Here is a 16,445-nt window from a genome sequence, read left to right on the forward strand (position 1 = left end):
GGCGCAGGCGAGAGACAAGGTCGGGTCTTCTTGCTAGGTTCCGGGGGATGACTCTCTCCCTCCATCCCGACACCCCGCAAGCCACGACGTCGCCGAGCGCGGCCACGGATCGCGTCGCGCCCGGTGAAGGCGCGGGGCGGGGGATCAGGACCCGGTTGTTTGCCAAGTATGTCGCGCTGTTCGTGGCGGTGGTCGCCATCGCGTTGCTGGCCAACGGCCTGTTCGAGGTCTTTTTCTATTACCGCGAGCACAAGGCCTCGCTGATCCGGGTCCAGCACGAGCAGGCCGAGGCGGCTGCGGCCAAGATCGGGCAGTTCGTCAAGGAGATCGAGAGCCAGCTCGGCTGGACCACGCAGCTGCCCTGGTCGGCCGGCTCAATCGAGCAGCGCCGGTTCGACGCGCTGCGGCTGCTGCGCCAGGTGCCGGCGATCACCGAGCTTGCCCAGGTCGATGCGACCGGCAGGGAGCGGCTGCGGGTGTCGCGGCTCGCGATGGACGCGATCGACAGCGGGATCGATTTGTCCGACGACCCCAAATTCACCCAGGCGGTCGCGCACAAGGTGTTCTACGGGCCGGTCTACTTTCGCAGGGACTCCGAGCCCTACATGACGCTGGCGCAGGCCGGGTCGCGCAGGGACGCCGGCGTCAGCATCGCGGAAGTCAATCTGAAGCTGATCTGGGACGTCGTGTCCCAGATCAAGGTCGGCCAGCGCGGGCACGCCTACGTCGTCGGCCCGGAAGGGCGGCTGATCGCGCATCCCGACATCAGCCTGGTGCTGCGCAACACCGATATGTCGAACCTGGCACAGGTGCGCGCCGCGCTGACGGGCGGCGGCACGATGAGCGACGAATTGTCCGAAGCGCGCAATATCCAGGGACAGAAGGTGCTGACCGCATCGGCTCCGATCGAGCCGATGCACTGGACCATGTTCGTCGAGCTGCCGGTCGAGGAGGCCTATGCGGCGCTCTATGCCGCGCTGGAGCGACTCGCATTGGTGCTGCTCGCGGCGTCGGTCTTCGCGGTGCTGGCCGGGATGTTCCTGGCGCGCCGCATGGTCGGCCCGATCCAGGCGCTGCGCAGCGGCGCCGAGCGGATCGGCGGCGGCGATTTCGCTCAGCGTATCTCGATCAAGACCGGCGACGAGCTGGAGGGGCTCGCGGATCAGTTCAACCACATGGGCGAGCGCTTGCAGGAATCCTATGCCGGCCTCGAGAACAAGGTCGAGCAGCGCACCGCCGAGTTGCGGGAAGCGCTGCAGCAACAGACCGCAACCGCCGATGTGCTGAAGGTGATCAGCCGCTCGACCTTCGATTTGCAGACCGTGCTCGATACGCTGGTCGGTTCCGCGGCCCGCTTGTGCGACGCGGATGAAGGAACGATCTTCCGGCCCCGCGACGGCGCCTTCTATCTGGCAGCAAGTTGCGGTCTTGACGCGGAGCAGGAGACCAAGCTTCGGACATTTGCGTCCGTGCCGGAGCGGGGAAGTGTCGTTGGACGTACCTTGCTGGATTGCAGGACAGTTCATGTCCCGGACGTGCAGGCCGACCCGGAATTCGCCCCTTCGTCTGCGCGCAGACGTTCCAACGTCCGCACGATGCTGGGTGTGCCCCTGCTTCGAGAGGGGACGCCCATCGGTGTGTTCGTGCTGACGCGGCACGTCGTGCGTCCCTTCAGCGAGAAGCAGATCGAGCTCGCCACGACCTTCGCGGACCAGGCCCTCATTGCGATCGAGAATGTCCGGCTGTTTGAGGAAGTCCAGGAGCGCACCAGAGAACTGTCGCGGTCTCTGAACGAATTGCGCACCGCCCAGGATCGCCTGGTGCAGACCGAGAAGCTGGCCTCGCTCGGCCAGCTTACTGCCGGCATCGCGCACGAGATCAAGAATCCGCTCAACTTCGTCAACAATTTCTCCTCGGTCTCGACCGAGCTGATCGACGAGCTCAACGAGGTCCTGCAATCGGCCGCGCTCGACGACAAGTCCAGGGAAGAGGTCGGCGAGTTGACCGCTATGCTCAAGGGCAATCTCGAGAAGGTGGTGCAGCACGGCAAGCGCGCCGACTCCATCGTCAGGAACATGCTGCTGCACTCGCGCCAGGGCTCCGGCGAGCATCGCCCCGTCGACATCAATGCGGTGGTGGAGGAGAGCCTCAATCTCGCCTATCACGGCGCGCGCGCCGAACGGCCCGCATTCAACGTCACGCTCGAGCGCGCCTTCGACCCCGCCGCCGGCATGGCGGACATCTATCCGCAGGAGATCACGCGCGTTCTTCTCAACCTGATCTCGAACGGCTTCTATGCCGCGGCCAAGCGCAAGGGAGACGCGGCGGGAGGTTTCGAGCCGACCCTGAGCGCGACAACCAGGAGCCTCGGCGACAAGGTCGAGATCCGGATCCGCGACAACGGCACCGGCATTCCGCCCGAGGTGAAGGAGAAGCTGTTCAGCCCGTTCTTTACGACCAAGCCGGCCGGTGAAGGCACCGGGCTCGGCCTGTCCATGAGCCACGACATCGTGGTGAAGCAGCATGGCGGCACCATCGACGTGAAGACCGACCCCGGTGTATTCACCGAATTCATCATCACGCTGCCGCGGACGATGGCAGCGGACGACACTCCCGGAGGCAAGACTTGAACGTTTATATCCTGGTCGTCGATGACGAGCCCGACATCGAGCCGCTGTTCAGGCAGCACTTCCGGCGCGACCTGCGTGCCGGCCGTTTCCAGATGGAGTTTGCGCCCTCCGCGGCCGATGCGCTGAGGCGCGCCGCCGAGGTCCGCGATCCCTCGCTGATCCTGATCCTGTCCGACATCAACATGCCCGGCATGAGCGGGCTCGACATGCTGCCGAAGGTGCGCGCCGACTATCCGCACATTCCGGTCATCATGATCACCGCCTATGGCGACGCCGAGACGCGCCGGAAGGCGATCGAGCGCGGCGCCCACGGGCTCCTGACCAAGCCGATCGATTTTGCGCTGCTGCGTCAGGAGATCGATACGAGGCTCGAGCAAGCCGCATGACCGCGACCATCCTCTTCGTCGACGACGAGCCGGACCTCGAGGCGCTGATCCTGCAGAAGTTCCGCAGGCAGATCCGCGACGGGCAACTCGCTCTGATGTTCGCCCGCGACGGCATCGAGGCGCTGGAGGCGCTGGAGCAGAATCCGCATGTCGACATGGTGGTCTCCGACATCAACATGCCGCGGATGGACGGATTGTCGCTGCTGGCGAAGCTGCAGGAGGCCGAAGAGAAGAAGTCCACCATCATCGTCTCGGCCTATGGCGACATGAGCAACATCCGCACCGCCATGAACCGCGGCGCGTTCGACTTTCTGACCAAGCCGATCGATTTCGCCGACCTGGAAACCACGATCCAGAAAACCATTCGCCACGTCGAGATGCTGCGCGACGTGCGGCAGCGCCAGGCGGAGGCCGAGCGCGCCCATGCCGCGCTGTCGCGCCATTTCTCGCCGCAGCTCGCCAAGCGCCTGGCAGCGAGCGGCGAGAGCGACGGAATCGAAGTGCAGTGGCGCGAGGTCGCGACCATCTTCACCGATATCACCGGCTTCACCTCGCTGGTCGAGAGTGCGCCGCCGGAGACACTCGGCATGCTCCTCAACGAATATGTGGGCGGCATGACCGAGATTGCCTTCACCCATGAGGGGACGGTCACCAAGATCATCGGCGATGCGATCCAGGTGCTTTTCAACGCACCCGGCGACCAGCCGGACTATGCGACGCGCGCGGTCGCCTGTGCGCATGATCTCGACGTCTGGGCAGAGGCGTTTTCGGCACGCTGGAGGGCAAGGGGCGTGAGTTTCGGAACGACCCGCATCGGCGTCCATGCCGGTCCCGCGCTGGTCGGCAATTTCGGCGGCAATCGCTTTTTCGACTACACCGCTTACGGCGACACCATCAACATCGCGGCACGGCTGGAAGCCGCCAACAAGCAGTTGGGGACGCGCATCTGCGTCAGTGCCACCGTGGCGAAGGAGGCCGATAATTTCCGCGGCCGGCCCGTCGGCGAGCTCATGCTGCGCGGACGCAGCGAACCGCTGCGCGCGTTCGAGCCGCTGCCGCAGCAGAAGTTCGAGGCGCCGGAGACGGCGCAATATTCCGACGCCTTTGCCAAGATGGAGGCCGGCGATGCCGCGGCCATGCCGGCCTTTGCCGCGCTGGTCGGCATGCACGCCGACGATCCGCTGGCCGGTTTTCACCTGAAGCGCCTGCTCAACGGCGCCAAGGGCATTCGCATGCAACTGGACTAGGAGCTCGTTATGGTCAGTGAATTCTCCGCCGGCAATTATCGTTTCATCCCGTCCGTGTTCCAGTATTCGGCCGGTGCCGCCGCGGATGCAGGCTACGAGATCGAGCGCGTGCGGTTCGACCGCCTGGTGCCGCTGGCCGAAGGATTTGCGCTGGCCGCGAAATTCATCCAGGAAGCCGGGCGTCCGCTGACGGCGTTCTGCGCCTGCGAGTTGCGCTCACCGGCGGCCTTCAGCGAAGAGGGCTTTCGCGCGTTCAACCTGCACTACGTGAAGACACTGTCGGAATGGGGCATCTTCGACGGCACCACCAATCCGGTGGCGCGCAGCAACGTCTGTCCGGAGATCGATCCGCCGTCCGAGCCCTCGTTCTACGCGTTCTCCTTCACGCGCCCCTCGCGCTCGAGCGCGCCCAGCTTCGTCATCGCCGGCGGCGCCGAGGCCCGCGAGGGCAGCGGCACATATGTCGAGCGCACCGTGCGCTACCGCGATCTCAGCCCGGAGGGGCTGCGCGAGAAGGTGCGCTTCACCACCACGTCGCAGATGGAAAACCGGATGGCGGCTTTCGGCTTCGGCTGGAAGGACACGACCGGCGTGCAGGCCTATTCGGTGCACGACTTCCACCACGCGCTGGTGGACGAGCTGGTCCGCCGCGGCGCGCTGCGCTCCGGCCTGACCTGGCATTTCGCCCGGCCTCCGGTGGTCGATCTCGAATATGAGATGGATTGCCGCCGGGTGCTGCGGGAGGTGGTGATCTGAGATACGCGACAGCGACGCTCTCTCCGTTCCCTCCCCCCTTGCGGGGGAGGGGCAGGGAGGGGGGTGCCACACGGGGATTCTCTCCTCCGCGCACCGAGCGTCGGTGCATCCCCAACCGCTGAAACCTTTTGCTGGGCTACCCCTCTCCCTAGCCCTCCCCCGCAAGGGGGGAGGGAACGCACCTGGGTCGGAGCGTCAGGGGAGCCTCATTTCTTCAGGCGTCAGCGCTGCCTTGGATCCAGCGCGTCGCGCAGGCCGTCGCCGAGCAGGTTCAGCGACAGCACCACCAGGAAGATCGCAAGTCCCGGCCAGATCGCCATCCACGGGGCCTGCGTCAGGAAGCGCTGGGCCGCATTGAGCATGCTGCCCCAGGACGGCGCCGGCGGCTGCTGGCCGAGGCCGAGGAAGGACAGCGCGGCCTCGGCGATGATGGCCGCCGCGATGGAGAGCGTGGCCTGCACCAGCAACGACGGCAGGATGTTCGGCAGGATGTGCGAGAACGCGATCCGCCACGGCGGATTGCCGAGCGCACGCGCGGCCTCGACATAGTCCTCGGCCTTGACGCTCAGCACCTGGCCGCGGGTCAGGCGGATGAAGATCGGGGTCGCGGAGATGCCGATCGCGATCATGGCATTGCCGAGGCTCGGACCGAGGAAGGCGGCGAGCGCAATCGCCAGGATCAGGAACGGGCAGGCCAGCATCGCATCGGTGATCCGGCTGATCAGCGCGTCGACGAAGCCGCCGCGATAGCCGGCGAGCAGGCCGAGCGGCACGCCGATGCCGAGCGCGATCGCAACCGAGATCAGGCCCGCGAGCAGCGAGGCGCGCGCGCCGTAGACGACGCGGCTGAGGATGTCGCGGCCGAGCTCGTCGGTGCCGAACCAGTGCGCTGCGGTCGGCGGCTTGCGCACGAGGCTCCAGCTCGTCGCGATCGGATCATAGGGCACGATCAACGGGGCGAGCAGCGCGAGGAGGATGAACGCCGTGAGCACGACGAGCCCGAACACCGCCGCCTTGCGCTTGAACAGGCGCCGCCGCGCGCGGCGGGCCGGGCTGTCGAGCTCGTAGGTTTGTGTGGCGAGGGCGGCTGGCAGCGCTGCGTCGGTCATCGCCTCACCCCCGCAGCCGCGGATTGACGAGGATATAGGCGATATCGGCGATGAGGTTCAGCGTGATGTAGACCGTGGCGGTCACCAGCACGACGCCCTGCACGACGGCATAGTCCCGGTTGAACACGGCGTCCACGATCAGCTTGCCGAAGCCGGGAATCGAGAAGATCTGTTCGGTCAGCACGGCGCCCGAGAGCAGCGTGCCGAGCTCGAGCGCGCCGAGCGTGATGATCGGCGTCAGCGCATTGCGCATGGCGTGCTTCAGGATCACCGAGTGCTCCAGCAGCCCCTTGGCGCGTGCAGTGCGGACATAGTCGCTTTCCAGCACCTGCAGCATGGCGCTGCGGGTATGCCGCATCAGGATCGCGGCAATGGCATTGCCGAGCACGAAGGCCGGCATGATGGTCGCCGCCAGGCTCGCGCGCCAGTTCTCGGTGAGCGGCACATAGCCCGAGGCAGGCAGCCAGCCGAGCTCGATCGAGAACAGGAAGATCAGCATGATGCCGAGCCAGAAGTTCGGCGTCGAGATTCCCCACAGCGCGAAGAAGTTGGCGCCATAGTCCCACGCCGTGCCTTTCTTCACGGCCGCGACGATGCCCGCGGGAATGCCGATCAGGAAAGCGATCAGGATCGCCATCGAGCCAAGCTGGAGCGTGACCGGCAGCTTCTGCGCGATCAGCTCGCGCACCGGCATCTTGTTGCGCAGCGACTCGCCGAAATCGCCCGACAGCACGCCCTTGATCCAGTAGGCGTACTGCACCGGGACCGGCTGATCGAGCCGGTACTGGTGCCGGATCTGCTCGATCACGGCGGGGTCGCGCTCTTCACCTGCCATCACCAGCGCCGGATCGCCGGGCAGCAATTGCTGCAGCGAGAAGATCAGCACCGAGACGAAGAACAGCGTCGGCACGATCTGGACAAGGCGGCGGGCAAGGAAGTTCAGCATCCTCTCGTCACTTCAGTTTGAGGCCTATAACGCGCACGAGGCCGTCGGGCATCTGCCTGTAGCCTTCGAGCTTCGTCGTGTGCGCGATGATGATGCGGCGGTGGTAGAGGTACAGCAGCGGCTCTTCGTCCTGGACCAGCTTGGCCAGCGTCTCGTAGCTCGCCTTGCGCTTGGCGGGATCGGTGACGAGCCGCGCGTCCTCCAGCGCCTTGTCGGCCTGTGGATTGTTCCATGCGCCGTAGTTCTGCGGTGCGCCGCTGTGCAGGAACACGAAGGTGTTGCCATCGGGATCGACGCGGCCGCTCCAGGCGAGCATATAGGCCTGGTAGTCACCGGCTTCGGCCTGCTTCAGCCCAGTCGCGAATTCGGTGACGCGGATCTTCATGTCGAAGCCGGCTTCCGCCGCCATCGACTGGATCACCTGCGCCGGCGTCTCGGTCTCCGCGCCCTTCGGCACCAGGAAATCGACGCTGACCGGCGGTGTCACGCCGGCTTCCTTCAGCAGTGCCTTGGCCTTCTCGACGTTGCGCGGCCGGACCGGCAGGGACTTTTGATAATAGGGATGATCGGGGTTGACCCACTGATTGCCCACTTGGAACTCGCTGTTGAACACGACCTGGTTGACCGCCTCGCGGTCGATGGCAAGGTCGAGCGCCTGCCGCACCTTGGCGGACTGGCTGAGCGGGCCCTTGGCCTTGTCCTTGCCGATGTTGAGCGTGATGCCCTGATAGCCGAGCTCGATCGCGGTCGCGACCTTCAGCCGTGAATCCGCGCGCACCTCCTTGAGGTCGGTGGCAAGCACGCGCTCGATCAAGTCGAGACCGCCGGACTTCAGGTTCGCCAGCCGCACGGTGGCGTCGACGATCGGCTGGAACACGATCTTGTCGATGAAGACGTTGTCCTTGTTCCAGTAGTCGGCGAACTTCTCGAACACGATGCGGTCCTGCTGCACGCGCTCGACGAACTTGTAGGGGCCGGCGCAGACCGGGCGCAGGCCGAACTTGTCGCCGGCCTCCTTGGCCGCCTTCGGCGACACCATCATGCCGGCGCGGTCGGTGAGCTGGGCGAGCAGCGGGGAGAACGGCGACTTCAGCACCAACTTGACGGTGAGGGGATCGACGATTTCGATGTGGTCGACCGAGGCCAGCTCCGGCTTGCGGAACGAGCCCGGGAAGGTGAGGTGCCGTTCCAGCGAGAATTTGGCGGCCTCGGCGTCGAACGGCTCGCCGTCGTGGAATTTCACGCCGGGGCGGAGCTTGATGACGAGCGCCTTGCCATCATCGGCCGTTTCGCTGGAAAGCGCGAGCTGCGGCACGATGTTGAGCTTCTCGTCGATGTCGAACAGCTTGTCGCAGAACGCGGAGAATACGATGCGGCCGACATAGGTGCGCGCCATGGTCGGGTCGAGGATATCGGGGTCTTCGGCGAGGCCGATGCGCAAGGTGGTCTGGGCCTGCGCGGCGCCGAGCGACAGCAGGAAGGCGGCGGCCGTTGCGGCCAGGCGAAACATCTTCATCGGACAGTCCCCATTGCTGCGGCTTTAAGTCGTTGCAGGCCTTGCACTCTGTATACCAACCCCGGCGGGGTTCGCGCCTTCCGTCTTTCGGCTGAAGGCGGCGACCAATTTTGCCAGCGCGGGCGGAAACTCGCTGGTCGCGGGCACGATGGCGTCGGCCGGCGGCAGCTCGCCGACGCGGTGACAGGCGGCGGCATGACCGGTGGGGCCAGCCACGAGTTCCGGCATTTCGCTGCGGCAGCGCTCGATCACGAACGGGCAGCGGGTGTGAAAGCGGCAGCCGGCCGGCGGATTGAGCGCACTCGGGATCTCGCCCTGCAGGACGACCTTCGCGCGCTTGGCGCGCGGCTGCGGCAGGGGGATCGCGGACAGCAGCGCCCGGCTATAGGGATGGCGCGGTGTGGCGAACAAATCGTCGGCATCGGCTTCCTCGACGATCTGGCCGAGATTCATCACGGCGACGCGGTCGGCGATGTGCTTGACCACGGCGAGGTCGTGCGAGACGAAGATATAGGCGAGGCCGAGCCGGTCCTGCAGCTCGCGGAGCAGGTTCAGGATCTGCGAGCGGATCGAGACATCGAGCGCCGAGACCGGTTCGTCGCAGATGATCAGCTTCGGCTCGACCGCGAGCGCGCGGGCAATCGCGATGCGCTGGCGCTGGCCGCCAGAGAATTCGTGCGGATAGCGCCGGGCGAGCCGCGGCTCGAGGCCAACCAGCCGCAGGATCTCCGCAACGCGCTCGGCCCGCTGCGCCGGCGGAACGAGATCGTGCAGCGCCAGCGGCTCGGTCAGGATCTGGCCAACCGTCATGCGCGGATTGAGCGAGGCGTAGGGGTCCTGGAAGATGATCTGCGCCTCGCGACGGAATTTTCGCAGCGCGTCGGCATCGAGCGAGAGAAGGTCGCGGCCGTCGAAGCGTATCGCGCCGGCGTCCGGCTCGATCAGCCGCAGCACCAGCCGGCTGACGGTGGATTTGCCGCAGCCGGATTCGCCGACCAGCGCCAGCGTCTTGCCGGCGTCGAGCGAAAAGGACACGCCGTCGACCGCTTTGACATGGGCCAGCGCGCGGCCGAACAGCGAGCGCTCGGCGACGAAATGCTTGACCAGGCCTTTGACCTCGAGCAGCGCGGTCATCGCGTTCGCTCCTTGCAAACACCGGTCTCGTGTCCCGGGCGCGGCGCAACGCGAAGTGTTGCGACGCTGAACCGGGACCCAGATTGTTGTTGCATGGGCCCCGGTTCAGCAGCGCACCACTGCGCTTCGCTCGTGCTGCGCCGCGCCCGGGGCACGAGAGGAGAGCGTGTGGCCATCACGACACCAGCAGTTCGAGCGGCGCGCGGATGCAGCGCGAGAGGTGGCCGGGGCTGACTTCGACCAGTGGCGGCGGCGCCTTGGTGCAGGCGTCCAGCACGAACGGACAGCGCGCGGAAAAGCGGCAGCCGGCGGGCGGCTGCGCCATGTTCGGGACCATGCCCTCGATCGTCGCCAGCTGCTCGGTACGGTGGTCGAGCCGAGGGATCGAGCCGAGCAGGCCGACGGTGTAGGGATGCTGCGGCATGGAGAACAGCTCGTCCACCGGCGCGCGTTCGACGATCTCGCCGGCATACATCACCGCGACCTCGTTGCAGACTTCGGCGACGACACCGAGATCGTGCGTGATCAGGATGATGGCGGCGCCGCTCGCAGCCTTCAATTCGCGCATCAGCTCAAGGATCTGCGCCTGCAGGGTGACGTCGAGCGCGGTGGTCGGCTCGTCGGCGATCAGGAGGCGCGGATCGCAGGCGAGCGCCATCGCGATCATCACGCGCTGACGCATGCCGCCGGAGAGCTTGTGCGGATATTCGTCGATCCGCCGCTCCGGCGAGGGAATGTGGACGCGGCGCAGGAGCTCGATCGCCCGCTCGCGCGCGCTCTTCCGCGAGCCGCCGCGGTGACGCAAAATCGTCTCGATGATCTGGTCGCCGATGGTGAAGCTCGGATTGAGCGAGGTCATCGGCTCCTGGAAGATCATCGCCAGCCGGTTGCCGCGCAGGTCGCGCAGGGTCTGGTCGGGCGTCTGCAGCAGGTCAAAGCCATCGAAGCGGATAGCACCCGATATTTCCGCGCTCCGCTTCGGCAACAGGCCCATGATCGCCAGCGAGGTCACGCTCTTGCCGCAGCCGGATTCGCCGACGAGGCCGAGGGTCGCGCCATTGGCGACGCTGAGATCGACGCTGTCGACCGCGTGGGTGATGCGGCCGTCGTCGCCGTGGAAGCGGATGCGCAGATCCTTGATCTCGATGAGGGGGCTCGTGCTCATGCTTGTCTTGCGCGCGCGGCGGCGATGGTGGCCTCGATGACGCTGCGATCGGTGTTGCCGGCCGGGTTCTGCCGCGTCGGCATGGAAGGACGGAAATGCACCCACAGCTCCTGGCTGACGCGTTCGAGCCGTTCGAGCTCGCCGAGCGGATCGGGATGATCGTCGGCGCGAATGTCCAGCGCCGGCCATTCCTCCTCGCCGTGGATCAGGAGCGCGGCGGACTGCTTGCCGCGCTTGTCGCCACCGGCGGCTTCGCCGGCGCGCATCGCCGCGAGCAGGCGGCGCGGAAAGGGCAGGCTGTCATTGGCGATGTAGGTTTTTGCGGTCTCGTCTAGCACGTCGGCGCCTGCCAGCATGTTGCCGGCGATCGAGAAGCCGCTGCCGGCAACGTGGCCGCACCAGTCGACGCAGTCGCGCCCGGTATGCGCCGCGATCTCGCCGCCGGCATCCATGATGTGGAGCTGGCGGCTTTCGCGGCCATCGTCAGTCGCCAGCAGCGTGGCGAGCACGTCATGGACGTTGAGGCCCTCGCGCAAGAGCTTGACGCCGTCGATGCCGTAATAGGGATTGACGAAGGCCTGGGTCGCGATCGCGCCGAGTCCGGCGGCGATATAGGGTACGCGCGCGCCGACCGCGAAGAAGCGGGTCGCAACCGCGATGCCGAACTGGCCGGTGGCAGGGTCTCGCGCGATGATCGACCAGGTCATGTGCTGCCTTCAACGTCCCGCGGCGTAGCCTTGCATGCCGCGCGGATTGGCGGCGGCACGCCGGCGTACGCCGACGCGCGAGGCCGCGGTGAGACGGCCTTCCGACCAGTCGGGGCCGACCTCGACGATGTGTCCGCGTTCGCGCAGATTCTCGATCGTCGCCTTCGGCACGCGGTTCTCGACCACGAGCACGCCGGGGCGGGCGGTGCGCGGCCAGAACGAGATCGGGAAGTGCTCGGAATGCCAGGCCGGCGCGTCGATCGATTCCTGGAGATTGAGATTGCAATGGACGTGGCGCAGGAAGAACTGCGTGATCCACTGATCCTGCTGGTCGCCGCCGGGCGAACCCCAGGCGAGGTAAGGCTCGCCGTCGCGCAGCGCCATGGTCGGCGACAGCGTGGTGCGCGGCCGCTTGCCCGGCGCGAGCGAGCCCGGTTGATTCTCCTCCAGATCGAACATCTGCGCGCGGCTGCCGAGGCAGAAGCCCAGCTCGGGAATGACAGGCGAGGATTGCAGCCAGCCGCCCGACGGCGTCGAGGACACCATGTTGCCGGCCTTGTCTATGATGTCGAAATGCACGGTGTCGCCGCGCACCTCGCCGAAGCGCCCCACGGTTGGCTCGCCGGCGCCGAGCGCGCCGACGGCCTCGCGTTGGCCTTCCGCGCGGCGCAGCTTGACCACGCCGCCGAAGCCCTCGACCGTGCCGGGCCGGAGATCGAGCGAAGCCTTCTCGGTGACGAGCTTGCGGCGCTCGTCGTTATAGGCATCCGACAGCAGCGTCGCGATCGGGATCTCGCTGAATTTGGGATCGCCGTAGAATTTTTCGCGGTCGGCGAAGGCGAGCTTGGCACATTCGATCTGGAGATGGATGAATTCGGGCCCGGTCGGATCGAGCCCATCGAGCGCAAAGCCCTTCAGCAGCGCGAGCTGCTGCAGCGTGACCGGTCCCTGGCTCCAGACGCCGGCCTTGCAGACGGTGTAGCGACCGTAGTCGTAGGTCAGCGGCGCCTCGACCGTCGGCTGCCAGCGCGCCATGTCGTCGGCTGTGAGCACGCCGCGATGCGGCGAGCCGCTGACATCCATGACCTCTTGCGTGCGGCAGAACTTGTCGATCGCTTCGGCGACGAAGCCTTGCGACCATGCCTTGCGTGCGCGCTCGATCTCGGCATCGCGGCCGCCGCCGCCGCTCTCGGCTTCGTTCAGGATCCGGGTGTAGGTCGCAGCCAGCGTCTTGTTGGTGAAGATCGAGCCGGGCTTCGGCACCTCGCCGTTCGGCAGATAGACCGCGGCCGATGTCGGCCAGTGCTTGCGGAACAGCTGCTCGACGGTCTGGATGGTGGCGCAGGCGCGCTCGACCAGCGGATAGCCGTCGCGGGCATAGGAGATGGCGGGTTCCAGCACGTCGCGCACGCGCATCGTGCCGTAGTCGCGCAGCAGCATCATCCAGGATTCGAAGGTGCCGGGAACGCAAGCCGCGAGCAGGCCGGTGCCGGGCACCATATCGAGGCCTTCGCTCTTGTAATGCGCGATGGTGGCGCGGGCCGGGGCCGGGCCCTGGCCGCAGATCACTTCGGTGCGGCCGCGGTTGACGTCATGGACGATAATGGGGACGTCGCCGCCGGGGCCGTTCAGATGCGGTTCGACCACCTGGAGCGTGAAGGCGGTGGCGACGCCGGCGTCGAAGGCGTTGCCGCCCTTTTCCAGGATGGCCATGCCGACGGCGGTCGCGATCCAGTGTGTGGTGGCGACGACGCCGAACGTACCCTCGATCTCGGGACGCGTCGTGAAGGGATCGGGATTGACGTTGCTGGCCATGGGCTACCTCATTTGCGGCGCGCGCAATTGATCACAACCGGCACTGGGATGCCAAATGCACAGGCCGCATGGCACGCGCGCGTTAGGCCGGGACCGGCGCGGTGTTCACCGCGTGGCAGGCGACGCCGTCGATCAGTTCCGGGGTTTCCTTGCGGCAGAGATCGAACGCCAGCGGGCAGCGCGGATTGAAGGCGCAGCCAGGGGGCGGATTGATCGGGTTCGGAATCTCGCCCTTCACCGGAATGCGCTGGCGGCCGCTCATCGCCAGATCCGGCACGGCGCCCAATAACATCTTGGTGTAGGGCATGCGCGGGCGGGAAAACAGCTCGCGTCCCTCCGCGATCTCGACGATGCGGCCGAGATACATCACCCCGACGCGGCTCGCCATGTGACGGACCACGGCGAGGTTGTGGCTGATGAACATGTAGGTCAGGCCGAACTTGTCCTGGAGGTCGCGCATCAAGTTGAGGATCTGCGCCTGCACGGAGACGTCCAGCGCCGAGGTCGGCTCGTCGCAGACGATGAACTCGGCATTGGAGGCGAGCGCCCGCGCGATCGCGATACGCTGGCGCTGGCCGCCGGAGAATTCATGCGGAAACTTCAGGCGGTCGTCGGGGTGCAGGCCGACGAGGCTGAGCAGTTCGCCGACGCGCGCCTGGATGTCGCGCTCGCCCTGGATCAGGTCGAAGGCGCGGATCGGCTCGGAGATGATGGCATCGACCCGGAAGCGCGGATTCAGGCTGGCATAGGGGTCCTGGAAAATCATCTGAATGCGGCGGCGCAGCTTGCGCCGCGCCGGCGCCTGCCTGGGATCGGCCATCGAGACGCCGTCGATCAGCACGTCGCCGGAACTCGGCGGCAGCAGGCCGACCACCATCCGTGCCACCGTGGTCTTGCCCGAGCCGGACTCGCCGACCAGCGCAAAGGTCTCGCCCTTCCGGATGTCGAAGGTGACGTGATCGACGGCCTTGAGGTATTCGAGATGGCCGCCTTCCAGCACGCGGTTGAGCCAGGGCTTCGAGACGTCGAAGACGCGGCGCAGATTGGTGGCCTGGACGAAGGGCGTGCTCATGCCGCGGTCTCCGCCGGCGCAGTGTCATAGAGATGGCAGGCCACGGACTGTGTGCCGCGCGACAGCGGCTCCGGCCGGTCGACCCGGCAGCGATCGAAGGCGGATGCGCAGCGCGGGTTGAACGAGCAGCCGCGCGGGATCGCCGACAGGCGCGGCATCGAGCCGGGGATCTGCACCAGGCGCTTGTCCTCGCCGGCCAGCGTCGGGATCGCGCCCATCAGCCCCTTGGCGTAGGGATGCAATGGATTTCTCACGACGTCCTGCACCGGGCCGATCTCGGCGACGCGGCCGGCATACATCACCGCGACGCGGTCGGAGGTTTCGGCGATCACGCCCATGTCATGGGTTACCAGCATCACGGCGGTGCCGTGGTCGCGGCCGAGCCGCTTGATCAGCGAGATGATCTGGGCCTGCACGGAGACGTCGAGGGCGGTGGTCGGCTCGTCCGCGATGATCAGTTCGGGCTCGGCGCAGATGGCAAGCGCGATCACCACGCGCTGGCGCATGCCGCCGGAGAATTCGTGCGGATAGCCGTCGATGCGCTTCTCCGGCGCGGGGATGCCGACCTCGGCCAGCAGGTCGATGGCGCGGCGGCGGGCGGCCGTTTCGGAGAGATTGAGATGGGTCCGGATCGTCTCCACGATCTGGTCGCCGACCTTGTAGAGCGGATTGAGCGAGGTGAGGGGGTCCTGGAAGATCATGCCGATGCGTTTGCCGCGGACGCGGCGCATCTCCTCCGGAGGGAGGTTGTCGATCCGCATTCCTGCAAGGCGGATTTCGCCGCCGGCAATGCGGCCGGGCGGATCGATCAGGCCGATCACCGCGAGGCCGGTGACGGACTTGCCGGCGCCGGATTCGCCGACCACGCCGAGCACCTCGCCCTTGGCGATATCGAAGGAGACGTCGTCGATGGCGCGCAGCGTGCCGCGGCGCGAGGCGAACTCGACCTGAAGGTTACGCACGGAGAGAACGGGTTCGGTCATGGCCTCAGCGAAGTTTCGGGTTGAGCGCGTCGCGCAGCCAGTCGCCGAGCAGGTTGATCGACAGGATCAGGGCTGCGAGCGCGAGCCCGGGGAAGGCGACGATCCACCATTCGCCCGCGAACAGATAGTTGTTGCCGATGCGGATCAACGTGCCGAGCGAGGGCATGGTGTCGGGCAGGCCGACGCCGAGGAAGGACAGCGTCGCCTCCGTGATGATGGCGAGCGCGAGGTTGATGGTGGCGATGACCAGGATCGGGCCCATCGTGTTCGGCAGCACATGCCGCAGCATGATCTTGGGTGCGGGCAGGCCGATCAACTGCGCAGCGGCCACATAGTCCTTGTTCTTCTCGACCATCACGGAGCCGCGCACGGTCCGGGCGTAACCGACCCAGAAGCTGAGGCCGATCGAGATGACCAGCACGAACAGCATGCTGGTGGCATCCAGTCGATTGCCGAGGATCGATTTCGCGATGCCGTTGACCAGCAGCGCGATCAGGATGGCGGGGAAGGTGAGCTGAACGTCGGCGATCCGCATGATCACGCCGTCGACCGCGCCGCCGAAATAGCCGGCGATGAGGCCGAGCGCGATGCCGAGCGCACCGGCAAAGATCACGCCCGCGACGCCGACGGCGAGCGAGATGCGCATGCCGTAGAGGATGGCGGAGAACACGTCGCGGCCCTGCTCGTCGGTGCCGAGCAGGAACGGGCTCTGGCCGTCGGCGGTCCAGAGCGGCGAGATCCGCGAATTCATCAGCTGGAGTTGTGCCGGATCGAACGGGTTCTGCACCGCTAACACGGATGCGAAGATCGCCAGCAGGAAGAACAGGATCGTGATGGTGGCCGCGACCATGGTAAGCTTGGAGCGGCGGAACGAATAAAACACGTCGCTGTCGAGCGCGCGGCTGAGCCAGCCGCGCGCGTGCGCCGGCTGCGTGCTTTGCCCGTTGGAATTGGAGACGACTGCGTCGGACATGCAGGC

At 66.6% G+C, this 16,445-nt stretch carries 14 protein-coding genes; 4 read left to right on the forward strand and 10 right to left on the reverse strand.

The annotated features are described in order from the left end of the window. Nucleotides 1-47: 47 nt before the first annotated feature. The 4 genes from JQ617_RS32595 to cnbZ are packed head-to-tail and all read left to right on the forward strand — an operon-like array spanning nucleotide 48 to nucleotide 5,019. Nucleotides 48-2,630: a sensor histidine kinase gene (locus tag JQ617_RS32595; RefSeq protein ID WP_212029952.1), complete on the forward strand. Its 2,583-nt coding sequence runs from the start codon at nucleotides 48-50 to the stop codon at nucleotides 2,628-2,630. Next, nucleotides 2,627-3,016 carry a response regulator gene (locus JQ617_RS32600; protein WP_212029953.1) on the forward strand — a complete coding sequence of 130 codons (390 nt, stop codon included), beginning with the start codon at nucleotides 2,627-2,629 and terminating at the stop codon, nucleotides 3,014-3,016. The genes JQ617_RS32595 and JQ617_RS32600 overlap by 4 nt, the downstream gene beginning before the upstream one ends. Continuing rightward, nucleotides 3,013-4,263, forward strand: a complete 1,251-nt coding sequence (locus JQ617_RS32605) for an adenylate/guanylate cyclase domain-containing protein (protein WP_212029954.1) — start codon at nucleotides 3,013-3,015, stop codon at nucleotides 4,261-4,263. The genes JQ617_RS32600 and JQ617_RS32605 overlap by 4 nt, the downstream gene beginning before the upstream one ends. A gap of 9 nt (nucleotides 4,264-4,272) precedes the next feature. Then, nucleotides 4,273-5,019, forward strand: a complete 747-nt coding sequence (cnbZ, locus tag JQ617_RS32610) for a 2-amino-5-chloromuconate deaminase CnbZ (RefSeq protein WP_212029955.1) — start codon at nucleotides 4,273-4,275, stop codon at nucleotides 5,017-5,019. A gap of 221 nt (nucleotides 5,020-5,240) precedes the next feature. Here the strand turns inward: cnbZ and JQ617_RS32615 are convergent, their stop codons facing one another. From JQ617_RS32615 to JQ617_RS32660, 10 genes are all read right to left on the reverse strand, one after another. Next, nucleotides 5,241-6,128 (reverse strand): ABC transporter permease, encoded by an 888-nt coding sequence (locus JQ617_RS32615; RefSeq protein WP_212029956.1) that lies wholly within the window; start codon nucleotides 6,126-6,128, stop codon nucleotides 5,241-5,243. 4 nt (nucleotides 6,129-6,132) lie between these two features. Next, complete coding sequence (locus JQ617_RS32620; protein ID WP_212029957.1) at nucleotides 6,133-7,074, reverse strand: ABC transporter permease; 942 nt, start codon at nucleotides 7,072-7,074, stop codon at nucleotides 6,133-6,135. A gap of 7 nt (nucleotides 7,075-7,081) precedes the next feature. Further along, nucleotides 7,082-8,590 (reverse strand): ABC transporter substrate-binding protein, encoded by a 1,509-nt coding sequence (locus JQ617_RS32625; RefSeq protein ID WP_212029958.1) that lies wholly within the window; start codon nucleotides 8,588-8,590, stop codon nucleotides 7,082-7,084. A 24-nt stretch (nucleotides 8,591-8,614) separates the two neighbouring features. After that, nucleotides 8,615-9,724, reverse strand: coding sequence for an ABC transporter ATP-binding protein (locus JQ617_RS32630; RefSeq protein WP_212029959.1), 1,110 nt, complete (start codon nucleotides 9,722-9,724; stop codon nucleotides 8,615-8,617). A gap of 175 nt (nucleotides 9,725-9,899) precedes the next feature. Then, complete coding sequence (locus JQ617_RS32635; protein ID WP_212029960.1) at nucleotides 9,900-10,889, reverse strand: ABC transporter ATP-binding protein; 990 nt, start codon at nucleotides 10,887-10,889, stop codon at nucleotides 9,900-9,902. Continuing rightward, nucleotides 10,886-11,596 (reverse strand): DUF1028 domain-containing protein, encoded by a 711-nt coding sequence (locus JQ617_RS32640; RefSeq protein WP_212029961.1) that lies wholly within the window; start codon nucleotides 11,594-11,596, stop codon nucleotides 10,886-10,888. Before JQ617_RS32640 ends, JQ617_RS32635 begins: the two co-directional genes overlap by 4 nt. Before the next feature lie 9 nt (nucleotides 11,597-11,605). Then, nucleotides 11,606-13,411, reverse strand: a complete 1,806-nt coding sequence (locus JQ617_RS32645) for a gamma-glutamyltransferase family protein (RefSeq protein WP_212029962.1) — start codon at nucleotides 13,409-13,411, stop codon at nucleotides 11,606-11,608. 82 nt (nucleotides 13,412-13,493) lie between these two features. Beyond that, nucleotides 13,494-14,483, reverse strand: coding sequence for an ABC transporter ATP-binding protein (locus tag JQ617_RS32650; RefSeq protein ID WP_212029963.1), 990 nt, complete (start codon nucleotides 14,481-14,483; stop codon nucleotides 13,494-13,496). Further along, nucleotides 14,480-15,466: an ABC transporter ATP-binding protein gene (locus JQ617_RS32655; RefSeq protein ID WP_063691283.1), complete on the reverse strand. Its 987-nt coding sequence runs from the start codon at nucleotides 15,464-15,466 to the stop codon at nucleotides 14,480-14,482. Before JQ617_RS32655 ends, JQ617_RS32650 begins: the two co-directional genes overlap by 4 nt. A gap of 4 nt (nucleotides 15,467-15,470) precedes the next feature. Further along, nucleotides 15,471-16,439 carry an ABC transporter permease gene (locus JQ617_RS32660; RefSeq protein ID WP_212029964.1) on the reverse strand — a complete coding sequence of 323 codons (969 nt, stop codon included), beginning with the start codon at nucleotides 16,437-16,439 and terminating at the stop codon, nucleotides 15,471-15,473. Nucleotides 16,440-16,445 lie beyond the last annotated feature (6 nt).

The organism is Bradyrhizobium sp. KB893862 SZCCT0404 (assembly GCF_018130885.1).
GTDB lineage: Bacteria > Pseudomonadota > Alphaproteobacteria > Rhizobiales > Xanthobacteraceae > Bradyrhizobium > Bradyrhizobium stylosanthis.